This is a genomic window from Micromonospora sp. HM134, assembly GCF_007833915.1.
GTDB classification, from domain to species: domain Bacteria; phylum Actinomycetota; class Actinomycetes; order Mycobacteriales; family Micromonosporaceae; genus Micromonospora; species Micromonospora wenchangensis.
Genome location: NZ_CP041061.1, coordinates 5,843,836 through 5,858,287, shown reverse-complemented (window position 1 = coordinate 5,858,287; position 14,452 = coordinate 5,843,836). Strand labels below are relative to the sequence as shown.

Sequence of the window (14,452 nt, the reverse complement as noted above, 5' to 3'; positions counted from 1 at the left end):
GGACAGCTGAGCGCACGGTGGCCGGCCGGGCCGGTGCGGCGGGCTACCGGGACCTGGCGGGTTTCCCGTCGGCGAGGGACTGCGCCCGGCGGCTCAGCGACTCGACGCGGGCGGTCAGCTCCCGTACCGCCGCCTCGTCGGCGTCGTCCAGGGTCGACAGCCGGTCGAGCAGGGCGGCGTGGTCGGAGGTCAACTGCCGGTAGCGTCGGACGAAGCTGCTGTCGTCGCCGTCGGGGCGGCTGCTCAGCAGGGCGTACTTCGGGTCGAGGTCGATGATCTGTTGGGCCAGGCCGGCGGTGGCGGCGCTGAGCGCGCTGCGGCTGTCGGTGCGTTCGTCGCGGCGGACCCGCCGGGCCGCCGCCAGCCGCCCGGCCCGCCGGCCGCCGAGGTAGAGCACCGACGCTCCGGCGACGACCCCGGTCACCGCCGCGGCGGCGAGCAGGAACCGGGGCAGCGACGGGCTGATCGTCCGCGCGCCGTCGGGTACGGTGCCGGCCTTGACCAGCCGGTCGTAGTTGACGGCGATGACCTTCACGGCCTCCAGCGGGCGGTCGACGAACGTGTCGATGCCCCGCCCGATGATCATTTCTGCGGCGGCGGCCTTGCCGAGGTTCTTCTTCTCGTACCCGGGCACCAGGGCGCAGCCGTAGGTGTCGTAGTCGTCGCCGTCGCGGCTGAGTACCAGCACGACGGTCCCGTCGGCGGCCCGGTGCACCCGTTTGCAGGTGTCCCGCAGGTCGGCCCCGGGGGAGCGCAGGATCACCACGAGCCGGCGGTTGCCGATGATCCGTTCCGCCTCGGCCCGGTCCACGTCGAGCCCCGGGTCGGCGTAGAACGACGTGGTGCGGACGTGCCGGGCGATCGGGCCGTCCAGCGCCCCGCCGCTCCACACCGCCCAGCCGGCCAGCACCAGGCAGGCCAGCACGGCCAGGCCGAACGGGGTGCCGAGCAGTCCGGCGACGCGTCGCTGCCAGGGGCGGCCGGCACCGGTCTGCGGGGATACGGAACGTGTCATGACAGCCTGCCCCGCAGGTAGTTGTCCGGGCGGTAACTGGCGATGCCGACCTGGCGCGCGGTGTCGTCCAGCTCGGCCGCCGCCTCGTCGAGCAGCGTGCGGACGTGCCGGGCGGGCAACTTCTCCTCCCACGCCGACCGGGCGGCCTGGAGTTTGACGATGCCCCGGGTCAGTGCCGGGTTGCTGCGGGCGTCGGTCAGCAGGGACACCTCGACGGCCAGCGCGGTCAACCCGGCCAGCCGGGTCGGCGCGGTGTCCCGCCGGCTGCCCGGTCGGCGGTCGGGCCGGCGCAGCGACCGGGCCGACAGCACCATGAACGCCGCCACGCAGCCCGCGAAGAGCCACGGCAGCGCCGGCAGCGCCACCCGCAGCGGATCGGCCGGCCGGTACGGCAGGGGCCGCTCGAACAGGCCCGCGTAGCGGATGTCGGTGACCCGGTTGAGGTAGACGCCCAGCACGTTGCGCTGCGGGTAGTCGGTGCGGCTGAGCAGGTTGGCGAACTGGCCGTAGAAGCTGGCCCCGGCCAACTCCGCGAAGTCCGCCGCGCCGGGTCCGTGGTATTCGATCCAGAGCCCGTACATCACCACGATCGGCTGGTCGGGGAACTGGGCGCTCAGGGCGGGGCCGTACCGGGGCAGGGGTTCGCCGTAGCGCTGCACGGGCAGCGCGACGTACCACGCGCCGTCGGGGAAGGCGTTGCGGGCGGCGGTCTCGGGCACGTCGGTGAGGGTCGCGCCGGGCGCGATGTGCCGCCCGGTCGCCCGCAGGTCGGTCAGGACGGTGCCCAGCTCCGGCCCGCTCGGCTCGCGCCAGCGCAACTCGTCCCGGTCGGCCGGGGTGGACTCCTTGCGGAGCGCGGTGATCAGGGCGATCAGCAGGTCGGTCACGTCCCCGGTGGCGAACTGCGCCCGCCAGGCGGGCAGCCGGTCGGAGCTGGCCTGGTAGAAACCGCCGCTGACCTCGGTGCCGATCACCCGGATCGTGGCGTTCTCCACGTCCCGGACCCGCTCCCGCTCGTCGGAGTCCAGGCCGGGCGGGGCGACCAGGATCCGGGTGTCGCCGGCCACCTCCCGGACCCGCTGCTCGTTCCAATACGCCACCGAGCCCGGCAGGCGGACCACCGGCGCGGCGGCCACCAGCGCGGTCATCTCGTCCACCGACGGCACGGTGGCCCGGTCGGAGGTGCCGGCGCTGTCCGTGTCGACCCCGGCCGTCGACGTCGGCGACCGGCCGTAGCTGACGTCGATGCCCTGCTGCCGCTGGGCGAGCAGGAAGACCACCAGGACGAGCACGGCGATCCCGAGCAGCGTCCAGCGCAACGGCTCGGCCAGCCGTCGGTACCTGTCGGCGTTCACCGCTGCTCCCGCCACAGCCGGTCGGCCTGCCGGGCGTGCTCGGCCGCCGCCCGCGCCGCGTCGGCCCCACCGCGCCGGCCCGCGAGCGACTCGGCGCGGGTCAGCAACCGTTCCGCCTCGGGCACCCGGGCCGGGGCCGCGTCCCGGCTGACGGCCGCGCTGTCGATCGCCGCCCGCGCGGCCGACCACGCGGTCCGCCGCTGTTCCGCGCGGGCCCGTCGCTGGGGCAGCAGGGTGGTCGCCACGCCCGCGGCCACCAGCAGCACCGCGCCGGCCAGCCAGAACAGGGAGGGGTCTGCCATGGGCTCCAACCGTTCGCCGGGGTCCGGGGGACGGCCCCCGGGGGTGGTCCGACCGAGTCTCGCTGATCGGGTCAACCCGCGCCACACGGCCCCCGACCAGGGCGGTTACGGCTGCGAAGGGTGGTGTGACGGTGATCGTGAGTACGGGTGCTCATCCGGTGGCCGTCCCCGCCGACGATGATCGGGGCGTGCAGATGACGCGTACCCGTACCCTCCTCGGCGGTGTGTTCCTCGCCGCCGCGACGATCGGCACCTGGGCGGCCTGGCTGGGGTGGGAGAGCGGCTGGTCGACGGACCCCCGCACCGGCGCGACCACCGGCCCGTACGCGGTGTGGCAGGTGGCCGGCGCGGTGCTCACCCTGGTCGTGGTCGCCGCCGTCGCCGGCTGGCTGCTGAGCCCGGTGCTGGTGGCGCCGGTGATGACGGTGGCGTTCACGGCCGCCTGGTCGGGGCACGCGGCGGCGACCGACGACTCCGGGCTGTGGGTGGTGGGGGCGGTGCTGGTGTTCCTCGGCACCGGCCTCGGCAGCACCCTGGTCAGCCTCGGCACCCACCTGCTCCGCCGACGCCGCACCCGGTGACCGCACCGCCGGCCCCGGCTGGCGGATTGCCGACAGGACGCCCGGGGTCGGTAGGGGGCACTGTTGACGCAGGTGGATGGGGGTGTGGCCGGGGAGGCGCGGCGCACCCGCCCGGCCGGCCGGCGGTGACCGGGCCCGGTCGCCACCGCCCGGTCCGGACAACGACGTCACCATCTCCGGCCGGCGGGCGTCGTGCCCGTCGACCGGGACAGCAAGGAAGGAGGGGCCGGGATGGCCGCTCCCACCGTGACCGCCAGCCTCGACGCCTCGACCTACTCCCCGGGTGAGCCGATGACGCTCACCGTCGGCTACGCCGACCCGGACACCCGCCCGGTGACCGTCACGATCGTGCTGACCGACCCGGACGGCAACAGCAGCGCCCCGGTGCGGGTCACCGCGGTCATCGACCCGCTCAGCGTCGAGGTCGCCGACGACTCCGGCCGGGCCTGGACGGTGGTCTCGGACACCGGGGCGACCGCCGTGTACCGGGCGGTGGCCTGATGCCCCGGGTCACCGTGACCGTTCGTGACCAGGGTGGACGCACCGCCAGCGCGGCGGCCGACTACGCCCTGGCGCCCCCGGTGTGGGGTGGCTACTACCTGGCCGGCAACGCCGACCCGACGGCGGACCTGGTGGGCGGGAACTTCCGTTCGCTGACCCAGTACCGCAGCCTCGCCGACGGGTACGTCTTCCCCGGCTACGGCATGTCCTGGCTGCGCGATCTGGGGCGGGCCGGGGTCGCGCCGAACGTGGTGCTGGAGCTGAAGCACTACGGCGCCGGCAGCCCCGGCGCGCAGACGTTCACCGTCGACGGGGTGACCTGGACCGTGCCCGCGCCGGCGATGACCATCCAGCAGCGTCCGGGCACCACCTGGCCCCGGGCGTACGGGTACGGGCAGGTGCTCGCCGGTCAGTGCGACGGGCTGCTCGCCCGCGCCCTGTCGCAGTACCGGACGTTGGGGTTCCCGGTGAACCTGCAACTCGCCTCGGAGTTGGACACCGACCACGAGTTCGGCACCACCGAGTCGGGGGTGTCGTTCACCTGGGCCGAGTCGGACGCCCGCGCGGTGCAGGCGCTGACCTACGTGGTGAACTGGTTGCGGGCCCGGGGCCTGCCCGCCGGCACCACCTTCTCGGTCGGCGCGGGCGGCTTCGACCGGGCCGCCTTCCGGCGTACCCATCCGGAGGCGTTGATGTCCCGGGTGGATTTCCTCCAGTGGAACGTCTACGCGACCGACCCGGCCCACACCGCGCTGGGCCGGTTCCGCCGGACGAGGGACTGGGCGGTGGCCGACCTCGGGCCGGTGGCGCTCTCCCGACCGGTGATCATCGCCGAGTGGGGGGTGCAGGTGTCCGCCTTCCCCGACCAGGCGGCCTGGATCGCCACCGTGCCACCGGCCCTGGCCCGGCTCAACGCGGAGCGGGGGCCCCGGATCGTGCGGGCGAACTACTTCAACTCCGGCTGGGGCACCCTGACGCCGAAGCAGGCGGGCCTGGCCGCCCTGCGCGCCGCGTACGCGACCAGGCCGTTCGGCTGACCGCCGGCCGGCGGGGCCGTGCTCACTCCTTGTCGAGGTGACGCTCCAGGGTGTCGAGGTGGGTCTCCCACATCCGCCGGTACGGGGCCAGCCAGTCGTCCACCGCCCGTAGCCGGCGCAGGTCGAGGCGGTAGATGCGGTGCTGGGCGACCGTCCGGCAGGAGACGAAGCCGGCCTCGCGGAGCACCCGCAGGTGCTTGGAGACGGCCGGCTGGCTCAGCTCCAGCGTGTCGACCAGCTCGCCGACGCTGCACTCGGCCCGGCGGAGCGTGTCGAGGATGCGGCGGCGGCTCGGCTCGGCGAGGACGGCGAAGGCGTCAACGGACACGCAGGTAGTATGCCTCTACCAGCATATTTCTGTCATGGCATATGCCCGGTCGGCGGGGCCCGCGCGGGTGCCCGCCCGGCTCCCTATGCTCGGGGCATGGAACTGCGGATCTTCACCGAGCCCCAGCAGGGCGCCACCTACGACCAACTGCTCACGGTGGCCCGCGCCGCCGAGGACGCCGGCTACGGCGCGTTCTTCCGCTCCGACCACTACCTGGCGATGGGGTCGTCCACCGGCGAACCCGGCCCCACCGACGCCTGGACCACCCTGGCCGGACTGGCCCGGGACACCTCCCGGATCCGCCTCGGCACGCTGGTCACGGCGGCCACCTTCCGGCTGCCCGGCCCGCTGGCGATCACCGTCGCCCAGGTCGACCAGATGAGCGGCGGCCGGGTCGAGCTGGGCATCGGCGCCGGCTGGTTCGCCGACGAACACACCGCCTACGGCATCCCGTTCCCGTCGGTGGGGGAGCGCTTCGACCGGCTGGAGGAGCAACTCGCCGTCATCACCGGACTGTGGGAGACCCCGGCCGGCGAACGGTTCGACTTCGCCGGGAAGCACTACCCGGTCGACAACTCCCCGGCACTGCCCAAGCCGGTGCAGCAGCCCCGCCCGCCGATCCTGCTCGGCGGCAAGGGCCCCAAGCGCACCCCGCGCCTGGCCGCCCGCTACGCCGACGAGTTCAACCTGCCCTTCGTCTCGGTCGACGAGACGGTCGCCCAGTTCGGCCGGGTCCGCGCGGCCTGCGCCGAGATGGGCCGCGACCCGGGCACCCTGCGCTGGTCCAACGCGTTGGTGCTCTGCTGCGGCCGGGACGACGCCGAGGTCGCCCGCCGGGCCGCCGTCATCGGTCGGGAACCGGCCGAGCTGCGGGAGAACGGCCTCGCCGGCACCCCCGCCGAGGTGGTCGACAAGCTCGGCCGCTACGCCGAGGCCGGCAGCGAGCGGACCTACCTCCAGGTGCTCGACCTGGCCGACCTGGACCACCTGGAACTCGTCGCCGCCGAGGTGATGCCCCAGCTGTGACACCGGCGGCCACCCGCCGGTGGCGGGCGGCCGGGACGGTCAGCGGTGGCGGGCGCCCGGCTCGCGCAGCACCGTGTCCAACCGGCCGTCCCGGTCGCTGTCCAGGTAGGTGATGTCCGGTACGCCGTCACCGTCCAGGTCGAACTGGACCACGTCGGCGATCCCGTCACCGTCCAGGTCGGTCACCACCTGCGTCGAGCCGTCCAGGTGGTGGGTGACGATCGAGTGCGCCCCGCTCTGCGCCACCCGGGGCGTCGACGCCGTCGTCGGTCCCGGCCGGTCCGGGTACGCCGACGGCGGGGCGCTCGCCGGCTCCAGGCCGACCCCGGTCGGGTCGATCTCCTCCTCGGACGGGTAGACGTCGCCGTGCAGGATCGGGTCGCGGTAGCTGCTCATCGCGCCATGGTTCCCCGTGGACGCCGTCGACAACCGTGCCGGATGATGCACCGGACCGCGCTCATCGACGGGGGAGACGACGTGGAGCTGCACCGGGAACGGGGCCGGCAGGTGCTGCCGGCGGTGTGCGTACTGGCCGGGGTGGTGCTGCTGGCCACCGGCGGCGGGCCGCTGCGGACGGCCACCGCGCTCGGCGGCGTCGCGCTGGGCGGGGTGGGGCTGGCCAACACCCTGCGACCGTTCCGGTTCGTCATCGACGCCGACGGGCTGACCGTGCGCCGACGGGGGCTGCACCGCCGGCTGCGCTGGGCCGAACTGGCCCTGGTCGTGCTGGACCGCCCCGCACCGGGCACCGGCGGGCTGCGGCTGCTCGGCGTACCCGCCGACGCCGCCGTCGGGTTGCCCGCCGACGCCCGGGTCGACGGCCGGCCGGCGACCGAACTGCTCGACCTGGGCCACGTGCGGGAGAACCCGGACGAGATCGCGGCGGCCCTGGCCCGGTACGCCGGCCAGCGGTTCCGCGACGACCGGGGCGCCACGGCCGGTTCCGTCGCCGACTTCACCGTCGGACTGCGCGGGTACAGTTCCGACGTGGTCGACACACTGGTGGGACACGCCCGCGCGGCACTCGACTCGGACGACCCGGCGCGGCGCCGGGCGGCCCGCGACGAACTGGCCGCCGCCAGGGCGGCGGGCCTGCCGGTCGCCCTGCGCGGCTACGACGTACGGCAGGTCGACGAGGCGTTGGACGCCCTGCACGCGGCGCTGACCGAGGGCGGCGACGCGTGAGCGGGGCGCCCCGGCACAACTGGGCCGGCAACGTCCACTACGCCGCCCGTGCCTTCCACCGGCCGACCACCCTCGACGAGCTGCGCCGGCTGGTCGCCGGCAGCGACCGGGTACGGGCGGTCGGCAGCGGCCACTCGTTCAACCGGATCGGCGACACCACCGGCGACCTGGTCTCGCTGGCCGGGTTGCCGCCCACCGTCGAGGTCGACCGGGAACGCGGCACCGTCACCGTCGCCGCCGGCCTGCGCTACGGGGACGTGGCGACCCGGCTGCACGAGCAGGGGCTGGCCCTGGCCAACCTCGCCTCGCTGCCGCACATCTCGGTGGCCGGCGCGGTCGCCACCGGCACCCACGGCTCCGGCGACGGCAACCGCAACCTGGCCGCCGCCGTGGCCGGCCTGGAACTGGTCACCGCCGACGGGGACGTGCTCACCGTGGACCGGTCCGCCGGTGACCGGTTCGCCGGCATGGTGGTGTCGCTCGGCGCGCTGGGCGTGGTCACCCGGGTCACCCTGGACGTGCTGCCCACCTTCACCGTCCGCCAGTACGTCCGCGAGGGCCTGCCCGTCGGCGCGCTGGACGCGGCGCTCGCCTCGGCGTACAGCGTCAGCGGTTTCACCACCTGGCGCTCGACGGACATCGACCAGGTCTGGCGCAAGCAGCTCGCCGACGCCCCGCCGCCGGAGCCGGACTGGCTCGGCACCACCCCGGCCGGGCGGCCGGCGCACCCGGTGCCCGGGATGGACCCGGTCAGCTGCACCCCGCAGTTCGGCGAGCCCGGTCCGTGGCACGAGCGGCTGCCGCACTTCCGGCTCGGCTTCCTGCCGAGCAGCGGCGACGAACTCCAGTCCGAGTACCACCTGCCCCGGTCGGCCGGGGCCGGGGCGCTCGCCGCGCTGGCCGGGATGCGGGAGCGGATCGCGCCCGTGTTGCAGATCTGCGAGCTGCGCACCGTCGCCGCCGACGATCTGTGGCTCAGCCCCAACCAGGGCCGCGACACGCTGGCCGTGCACTTCACCTGGGTCGACGACGCGGCGGCGGTGCAGCCGGTGCTGGCCGAGGTCGAGGCCCGGCTCGCCCCGTTCGACCCCCGGCCGCACTGGGGCAAGGTCTTCACCCTCGACCCGGCCGTGGTCGCCGCCGCCTTCCCCCGGTACGCCGACTTCGCCGCCCTGCTCACCGAGCTGGACCCGGCCGGGGTGTTCCGCACCGACCTGCTGGACCACTACTTCCCCCGCGCCTGACCACCCGACCGCAGCGGGCACCGGAAGTCGGGTCAGGCCGGTTCCGGCTGCCTAGCGTGGATCAGGCACGCGGAAGGAGATCAGGTGCTGGACCGGCTGAACGAGGCCCTGGCGTACGTGGAACGGCACCTCGACGGACCGATCGAGGTGGCCGACCTGGCGCGGATCACCCTCACCTCGGAGTACCACTTCCGGCGGATGTTCTCGGCGCTGGCCGGAATGCCGCTGTCGGAGTACGTCCGCAGGCGGCGGCTCACCGTCGCGGCGGCCGAGGTGCTGGCGGGTGAGCGGACGTTGCTCGACGTCGCGGTCCGCCACGGATACGGCTCGACCGAGGCGTTCACCCGGGCGTTCCGGGCGATGCACGGCATCGGGCCGGGTGAGGCGCGGCGTACGGGGGCCGTACTGCACTCCCAGCAGCGGTTGTCCTTCCGGCTCGTGGTCGAAGGAAGCGGCAGCATGCGGTACCGGGTGGTGGAGAAGCCGGCGTTCCGGCTGGTGGGTCGGCGCGCCCGGGTGCCCCTGGTGCACGAGGGGATGAACCCGGCGATCGTGGCGTTCGTCAGGGGCATTCCGGCGGAGACGACGGCCCGGATCGAGGCCCTGTCCGACCAGGAGCCGGCGGGCATCGTCAACGTCAGCGACCTGCCCGGCGAGGACCGCTCCGAGGGCGTCGAGCTGGACTACTGGTACGGCGCGGTGACCGGCGCGGACGTGCCGGACGACCTGGAGGCGCTCGACGTGCCGGCGGGGGCCTGGGCGGTCTTCGCGACCTCCGGGGAGTTCCCGGCGGCCGTGCAGCACCTGTGGCGGGACGTGTTCACCCAGTGGTTCCCGTCGAACCCCTACCGCAGCCGGCCGGGTCCGGAGATCTCCAGTGTCCGCATCGCGGCCGGTGGCACCCACGCCGACGCCGAACTGTGGATCCCGGTGGAGCGGGCCGGCACTGCCTGATCGACACCGTTGTCGGCGATGTTGCGGGGTCCGCGTGCTGCGGATGCCGCAACATCGGCCTAGTTGCGGTTCTGCCCGGCCGTCAGCCGGCGGGGTGGGGGCGCAGGGTGCTGCGTTGGACGGCGCGGCTGATGTCGCTGGGGGAGACGATGCCGACGAGCTGGTCGCCGGTCACCACCAGGGCACGGCCGTCGGAGCACTCGCTGAGCCGGGGGAGCAGGTCGTTGAGCTGTTCCTCCGGCCGGGCCAGCACCAGGTCGTCGGCCCGGCAGGCCACCTCGGCCAGCGTGGTGGCGGCCCGCCGGTCGGGCGGGACGCCGCGTACCCGGTCCAGGGTGACCAGGCCGACGGGCCGGCCGTCCTCGGTCAACGGCAGCGCCGTGTGCCGGTAGGCGAACAGGTAGTGGTCGACGAAGTCGGCGACGGTCATCTCCGCCGATGCGGTCTGCGGCTGCGGGGTCATCACCTCACCGACCCGGACGCCGGTCAGCGCGCTGCCCAGCCGGGCCTGGCGCTCCTCCATCCCGGCCGCGCCGATCAGGAACCAGCCGATCAGCGCCAGCCACAGCCCGCCCGGCCCGTACCCGGCCAGGAACTGCCAGATGCCCAGGCCGATCAGCAGCACGCCGAGTACCCAGCCGGCGCGGGCGGCCACCACCGACGCCCTGGCCCGGTCGCCGGTGGCCTTCCACACGGCGGCGCGCAGCAGCCGGCCCCCGTCGAGCGGGGCGGCCGGCAGGATGTTGAACACCGCCAGCAGCACGTTGATCCCGGCCAGCCAGGACACCGAGCCGAGCAGCAGCCCCTCCTGCCCGGCCAGCGCCAGCAGCACCGCGATCGCCCCGAAGAACACCCCGAGGATCAGGCTGACCAGCGGGCCGACCCCGGAGATACGCAGCTCCGCGCCCGGGTCGGAGGGCTCGCCGCGCAGCTCCGCGACGCCGCCGAACAGCCACAGCGTGATCCCCTCCACCTGGAGGCCGTTGCGTTTCGCCACCACCGCGTGCGACACCTCGTGGGCCAGCAGGCCGACGAAGAAGACCACCGCCGCCGCCAGCCCGGCCAGCAGGTACGCCCAACCGGGCCGGTCGGGGTACGAGCGGGGGAACTGGTTGGCCGACAGCACCCACGCGATCAGCACGAAGATGACCAGGACGCTCCAGTTGACCCCGACGGGTACCCCCGCGATCCGGCCAAGCCGGAAACTCGCCCTCATGGTGCCCGCCTACCCTTGGATGGTCTTTCCATACCAGGATCGCCTGCCATTCTTTGTAAATTCTCCGTTACGGCCGACCGTGGCATTTGTGGGTCGTCGCCTGCGCCGGCCGATGCGGTCACTGCCGGTCGGGATAGGTGTTTCGGCAGGCCCCGGATCATTTGCGTCCCGCCGGGGGACAATGCGGGCCGCTCGCGGCGATGATCGCTTTCGCCTCATGGGGGCGAGCGTTACCAGCAGTCTGATTGCCGACTGAATTGGTTGCGCCATAGTGGACGAAAGTGCGCTACAACATCTCTCACACCTGGCCGATCGGGCACCCGCGTTACTCGTCAGAACGGCAGTCACGCGACCGAACGGAGGTCGATCGAGTATTGACCCGGTAAACAACTACACACGCCCTACCGATGTGGGTCGCATGCACAAGCGTGATGACATGGTCCCCCGCTTTCGCGACGGCATTGGCGGGCTGACAGGGCTGAAGGGTCGACGATGACGGGAGAGCACGGCTTCGACGCCGACAGGTGTGAAGTCTGCCGATGGCCACGGTCTGCGGAGAACCGCTGCGCGACGTGTGGCTGGGATTCCGGCCGCGACGACACGAGGCTGCGTGGGGCGGCGCGGCACCGCTGGGACCTGCTGGCGGCCCGCCGGGCCCTCGGGGTGGGGTTCCTCGCCGGGGGCGAGCACCACGACCTTCTTCGGGCTGGCCCGCCCGACGACCACGAACCCGAGCGGGCCGGTGCGGAGGTCGGGGACGCGGGGGCGGCCGTCGCGCAGCGGCCCGGCCTGGTGGTCGCCGCACCGGGCAGCACCGTCGCACTGCTCGGACTGGGGCCGGACGGTATAGACATCGTCGAGATGGTTCCCGACGAGGGGGGCCTGTTCGCGGCCGGCGATCGGCAGCAGTGGCCGTGGGCCAAGCTGCTGACGAGCGTGGACTGCGATGCCACGCAGCTTCGATTCCACGTCGCGGGCGGGATCGGCCCGGGTGACGTGGATCCGGTGGCACTGGCCCGTGAGGTCTGGACCAACCTTCCCATGACGTCGCTCGCCGGTCGCTCGATGCTGTTCGTGCTGCCTGAACCGGACTGGGCGCTCACCGTCTGGACGGTGCAGCTCTACTGCCGGAACCGTTCCGCGACGGTCTGGCGCGGTGTGGGCGTCGAGGAAACCGTGCGCAGGCTGTCCCGTACGCGTCCGCTCGACCGGCCCTACCACCTCGTCCTCGCCGATGCCGATGCCGACGGTGTGAGCCGGCTGGTTCCGGTGCTCGCCTTTCCGTCGGGCACGGTGCCGCCAGCGGTCGCCGTGGTGCCGGTCGCGGTGCCGCCCGGGATTCGTGGTCCGCTGGCCCTGCCGGTGATGCTCTGCCAGGACAGCCACGGCGAAGGTCAGCGGGACGTCCGTGAGTGGCTTCCGGTCCGGATCGGCTCCGCTGAGCTGCCGGCGGGTGGTACCGACATGGTCACGATGCGGTTGAGCAGTTCCGGAACGCTCAGCATCGACCGGTTCGGCGACGAACATCGTGGCTGGCCCGAACTGCTCGCCGCGGTCGGTGCCGGCAGCCCTCGGACCGATCTGGTACTCGCCATCGACATCAGCGGGGCGGAGGCGGCGGAGCGGCTCGTGCTCGGCCGTGCCGTCCTCGGTGAGCTGACCGATGCGTCCTCCGGAAGTCAGCCGGCCCCGGGATCACTGCGGGTCGTGCTCGTGGGTTACGGGCAGCACGACGTGCGGCACCCGCGCGATGCCGAGGTGCCCCTGGTCGAGAAGGCGTTCGATTCGGCTGCCGACGCACAGATGGAGCTGGGATTCTGGAAGGCCCTGCCGAACCGTGACGACGTCGCGGCCGGTGTCGAACACGCCCTCGTCGCGGTCTCGAAGGTGATCTGGCGGCCGACGGCGCGGCGGGTGGCCGTGTTCGTCGGCGGCAAGCCCCCCTATCCGGTGGCCCAGGACCCTTTCGACCCCGCTCTGCCCTGCCCCCAGCGGCTCGACTGGCGGGACTACGCCGACCAACTCCGTAACGACGGGGTGTCGATCGTGGTGGTGCAGAAACCTCCCGGCTGGCGGCACCGCGGTCGGATCCGCAGTGCGATCGAACGGCGGGCTGACGCCTGGCGGGAACTCGGCGTGCAGGGGAGGTACGGCTACGACGTGCCGCCGAGCTCCCTGGCAAGGGCGATCGCGCTGCTCGGCTCTCCGTCTGTACCGGACCTACCACCGTTCGCGCGGCCCTGCCCCAGCATGCCCAGCACGCTCACCGAGGGAGGCGACGATGCACTCTGATCCGCAGGATGACGACGTCCAGGGAAGCGGTCTTCCCCCGCGTGAACCGGTGTCGCCGACCCGCCCCCAGCCGTTGGATCCACTCGACTGGCGGCTGCCGAACCAGCCTGCCTGGTCGCCGTCACCGACGTCCGATGACGACGCGCCCCACGGTTCGGGGACACATCCGGGTCCCGAGACGGTGACCGGTCCACCGCGCACCTCGGCCCGGGGCGACCGGAGGGAGGCACGCGGTGATGCAGCCGGCGAGCCTGGGGCGTCGGTGGAGCACACCGCCCCGGCTGCTCCGCAAGCACAGCAGATCCCGGTCGCGCAACCCGCATCCGCGGTGCCGGACGCGCGCCAGTCCGAGAACATGGCGCTGCGTTTTCGCCGCCGGTCTCCCGGAGAATCGCCGACGTCCCGGCCGCCGAGCAGGTCGATCGCGTCGACGTCCAGGTCGGAGCCGCCGGTCCGGGTCGGAATCTGGGGGGCGGCGGGCGGCGGGAAGACGACCTTCCTCGCTGCACTGCCACTGGCGGTCCTGAGCGCGCCGGACGAGAACGGCAGCTGGACCATCAACGGCGCCACCGAGGAAGCGTCGGAATTCCTGCTCGAAATGACCCAGCTTCTGGATCACGAGAAGCGGTTCCCGCAGAGTTCGCAGCTCGGCATGCCGTTGAGCTGGTATATCGCCGGCGAGCCCCGGCCCCGACCTGCGCAGCGCCGGGGGTGGGGCCTCCTGCCGGGCGACCGGCGGACCGGCGACCAGTCGGAGATCGAGTTCGTCCTCGATCTGCAGGACATGCCCGGTGGGTGGTTCGTGCTGGACCGGAAGCAGGACGAGGAGATCAAGGAGACAGTCCTCAGCAAGCTCGCCGACGCCGACGGCCTGCTGTACCTGTTCGACCCGGTACGTGACGTCACGAAGGAGGAGGACGAGCAGGGCAACTTCCGCTACTTCCAGAGTGTCCTGGAACATTTGATGACCCGTCTGCGCAGGGACGGAAAGCTGGTGAGGAACCGTCTGCCGCATCACGTCGCGGTCTGTGTCACCAAGTTCGACCACCCGGCGCTCTTCAACGCGGCTCTGAGGTCCGACTGGGCCAGCACCCACCCCGTCACCAACCAGCCCTACATTCCCGACAGGGACGCCAGCAAGTTCTTCGGCTGGCTCTGCGAGCAGACCGCAGGCAGCGGGGCGGACCGGGTCCGCCGTGCGCTGGAGCAGTACTTCCTCGCCGACCGGGTGGCGTACTTCGTCTGTTCCGCGATCGGATTCCGGCTCGACGAACACGGTGCCTTCGACCCCAGCGACTACGCCAACGTCGTCACGGTCGACAACGAACCTCGTATCCGGGACCGGGTTCGTCCGATCAACATCCTGGAACCTGTGGTCGCGTTGGAACGGCGAATCCGGACCGGCAAGTGGTGATC

15 protein-coding genes are annotated in these 14,452 nt (G+C 73.1%); 9 read left to right on the top strand and 6 right to left on the bottom strand.

Features of this window, described 5'->3' with window-relative positions; translation table 11 throughout:
- Positions 1-43: 43 nt before the first annotated feature.
- Genes FJK98_RS25275 through FJK98_RS25265 form a run of 3 tightly spaced genes read right to left on the bottom strand, consistent with a single transcriptional unit; the run spans position 44 to position 2,672 of the window.
- Entirely contained in the window at positions 44-1,015 is a 972-nt protein-coding gene (locus tag FJK98_RS25275; RefSeq protein ID WP_205789201.1) for a hypothetical protein, read from the bottom strand.
- Complete coding sequence (locus FJK98_RS25270) at positions 1,012-2,370, bottom strand: hypothetical protein (RefSeq protein ID WP_145921214.1); 1,359 nt, start codon at positions 2,368-2,370, stop codon at positions 1,012-1,014. The genes FJK98_RS25275 and FJK98_RS25270 overlap by 4 nt, the downstream gene beginning before the upstream one ends.
- Positions 2,367-2,672 (bottom strand): DUF6403 family protein, encoded by a 306-nt coding sequence (locus tag FJK98_RS25265; protein ID WP_145921213.1) that lies wholly within the window; start codon positions 2,670-2,672, stop codon positions 2,367-2,369. The genes FJK98_RS25270 and FJK98_RS25265 overlap by 4 nt, the downstream gene beginning before the upstream one ends.
- Before the next feature lie 131 nt (positions 2,673-2,803).
- Here FJK98_RS25265 and FJK98_RS25260 point away from each other — a divergent pair, with 131 nt between their 5' ends.
- The 3 genes from FJK98_RS25260 (at position 2,804) to FJK98_RS25250 (ending at position 4,791) form a co-directional block, all read left to right on the top strand.
- Entirely contained in the window at positions 2,804-3,253 is a 450-nt protein-coding gene (locus tag FJK98_RS25260; RefSeq protein ID WP_240762347.1) for a hypothetical protein, read from the top strand.
- Positions 3,254-3,484: 231 nt separating this feature from the next.
- Positions 3,485-3,754 carry a hypothetical protein gene (locus FJK98_RS25255; RefSeq protein ID WP_145921212.1) on the top strand — a complete coding sequence of 90 codons (270 nt, stop codon included), beginning with the start codon at positions 3,485-3,487 and terminating at the stop codon, positions 3,752-3,754.
- Positions 3,754-4,791 (top strand): hypothetical protein, encoded by a 1,038-nt coding sequence (locus FJK98_RS25250; RefSeq protein WP_145921211.1) that lies wholly within the window; start codon positions 3,754-3,756, stop codon positions 4,789-4,791. Before FJK98_RS25255 ends, FJK98_RS25250 begins: the two co-directional genes overlap by 1 nt.
- 22 nt (positions 4,792-4,813) lie before the next feature.
- Here FJK98_RS25250 and FJK98_RS25245 read toward each other — a convergent pair whose 3' ends face one another.
- Positions 4,814-5,119 (bottom strand): helix-turn-helix transcriptional regulator, encoded by a 306-nt coding sequence (locus FJK98_RS25245; RefSeq protein WP_145921210.1) that lies wholly within the window; start codon positions 5,117-5,119, stop codon positions 4,814-4,816.
- 96 nt (positions 5,120-5,215) lie between these two features.
- On the opposite strand from FJK98_RS25245, the gene FJK98_RS25240 reads away from it, so the two are divergent.
- Complete coding sequence (locus tag FJK98_RS25240; RefSeq protein ID WP_145921209.1) at positions 5,216-6,145, top strand: LLM class F420-dependent oxidoreductase; 930 nt, start codon at positions 5,216-5,218, stop codon at positions 6,143-6,145.
- 39 nt (positions 6,146-6,184) lie between these two features.
- Here FJK98_RS25240 and FJK98_RS25235 read toward each other — a convergent pair whose 3' ends face one another.
- Complete coding sequence (locus tag FJK98_RS25235; protein WP_145921208.1) at positions 6,185-6,541, bottom strand: thrombospondin type 3 repeat-containing protein; 357 nt, start codon at positions 6,539-6,541, stop codon at positions 6,185-6,187.
- 42 nt (positions 6,542-6,583) lie between these two features.
- Between FJK98_RS25235 and FJK98_RS25230 the strand changes: the two genes are divergently transcribed.
- From FJK98_RS25230 to FJK98_RS25220, 3 genes are all read left to right on the top strand, one after another.
- Entirely contained in the window at positions 6,584-7,330 is a 747-nt protein-coding gene (locus tag FJK98_RS25230) for a hypothetical protein (RefSeq protein WP_145921207.1), read from the top strand.
- A complete protein-coding gene (locus FJK98_RS25225) occupies positions 7,327-8,574 on the top strand; it encodes an FAD-binding protein (RefSeq protein ID WP_145921206.1) in 1,248 nt (415 codons plus the stop codon). The genes FJK98_RS25230 and FJK98_RS25225 overlap by 4 nt, the downstream gene beginning before the upstream one ends.
- Positions 8,575-8,658: 84 nt before the next feature.
- The gene (locus FJK98_RS25220) at positions 8,659-9,528 is read left to right on the top strand and encodes an AraC family transcriptional regulator (RefSeq protein ID WP_145921205.1); all 870 of its coding nucleotides are present in this window, start codon (positions 8,659-8,661) and stop codon (positions 9,526-9,528) included.
- 82 nt (positions 9,529-9,610) lie between these two features.
- Here FJK98_RS25220 and FJK98_RS25215 read toward each other — a convergent pair whose 3' ends face one another.
- Positions 9,611-10,744 carry a site-2 protease family protein gene (locus FJK98_RS25215; RefSeq protein ID WP_145921204.1) on the bottom strand — a complete coding sequence of 378 codons (1,134 nt, stop codon included), beginning with the start codon at positions 10,742-10,744 and terminating at the stop codon, positions 9,611-9,613.
- Between the two features lie 492 nt (positions 10,745-11,236).
- Between FJK98_RS25215 and FJK98_RS25210 the strand changes: the two genes are divergently transcribed.
- Both FJK98_RS25210 and FJK98_RS25205 read left to right on the top strand, forming a co-directional pair.
- Positions 11,237-13,036 carry a hypothetical protein gene (locus FJK98_RS25210; RefSeq protein WP_145921203.1) on the top strand — a complete coding sequence of 600 codons (1,800 nt, stop codon included), beginning with the start codon at positions 11,237-11,239 and terminating at the stop codon, positions 13,034-13,036.
- A complete protein-coding gene (locus FJK98_RS25205; RefSeq protein ID WP_145921202.1) occupies positions 13,026-14,450 on the top strand; it encodes a hypothetical protein in 1,425 nt (474 codons plus the stop codon). The genes FJK98_RS25210 and FJK98_RS25205 overlap by 11 nt, the downstream gene beginning before the upstream one ends.
- Positions 14,451-14,452 lie beyond the last annotated feature (2 nt).

Coding starts and splice junctions, on each gene's coding strand:
- FJK98_RS25275 (WP_205789201.1), bottom strand. CDS start 1,015: ATGACACGTTCCGTATCCCCGCAGACCGGTGCCGGCCGCCCCTGGCAG.
- FJK98_RS25265 (WP_145921213.1), bottom strand. CDS start 2,672: ATGGCAGACCCCTCCCTGTTCTGGCTGGCCGGCGCGGTGCTGCTGGTG.
- FJK98_RS25255 (WP_145921212.1), top strand. CDS start 3,485: ATGGCCGCTCCCACCGTGACCGCCAGCCTCGACGCCTCGACCTACTCC.
- FJK98_RS25250 (WP_145921211.1), top strand. CDS start 3,754: ATGCCCCGGGTCACCGTGACCGTTCGTGACCAGGGTGGACGCACCGCC.
- FJK98_RS25240 (WP_145921209.1), top strand. CDS start 5,216: ATGGAACTGCGGATCTTCACCGAGCCCCAGCAGGGCGCCACCTACGAC.
- FJK98_RS25235 (WP_145921208.1), bottom strand. CDS start 6,541: ATGAGCAGCTACCGCGACCCGATCCTGCACGGCGACGTCTACCCGTCC.
- FJK98_RS25230 (WP_145921207.1), top strand. CDS start 6,584: ATGATGCACCGGACCGCGCTCATCGACGGGGGAGACGACGTGGAGCTG.
- FJK98_RS25215 (WP_145921204.1), bottom strand. CDS start 10,744: ATGAGGGCGAGTTTCCGGCTTGGCCGGATCGCGGGGGTACCCGTCGGG.
- FJK98_RS25210 (WP_145921203.1), top strand. CDS start 11,237: ATGACGGGAGAGCACGGCTTCGACGCCGACAGGTGTGAAGTCTGCCGA.
- FJK98_RS25205 (WP_145921202.1), top strand. CDS start 13,026: ATGCACTCTGATCCGCAGGATGACGACGTCCAGGGAAGCGGTCTTCCC.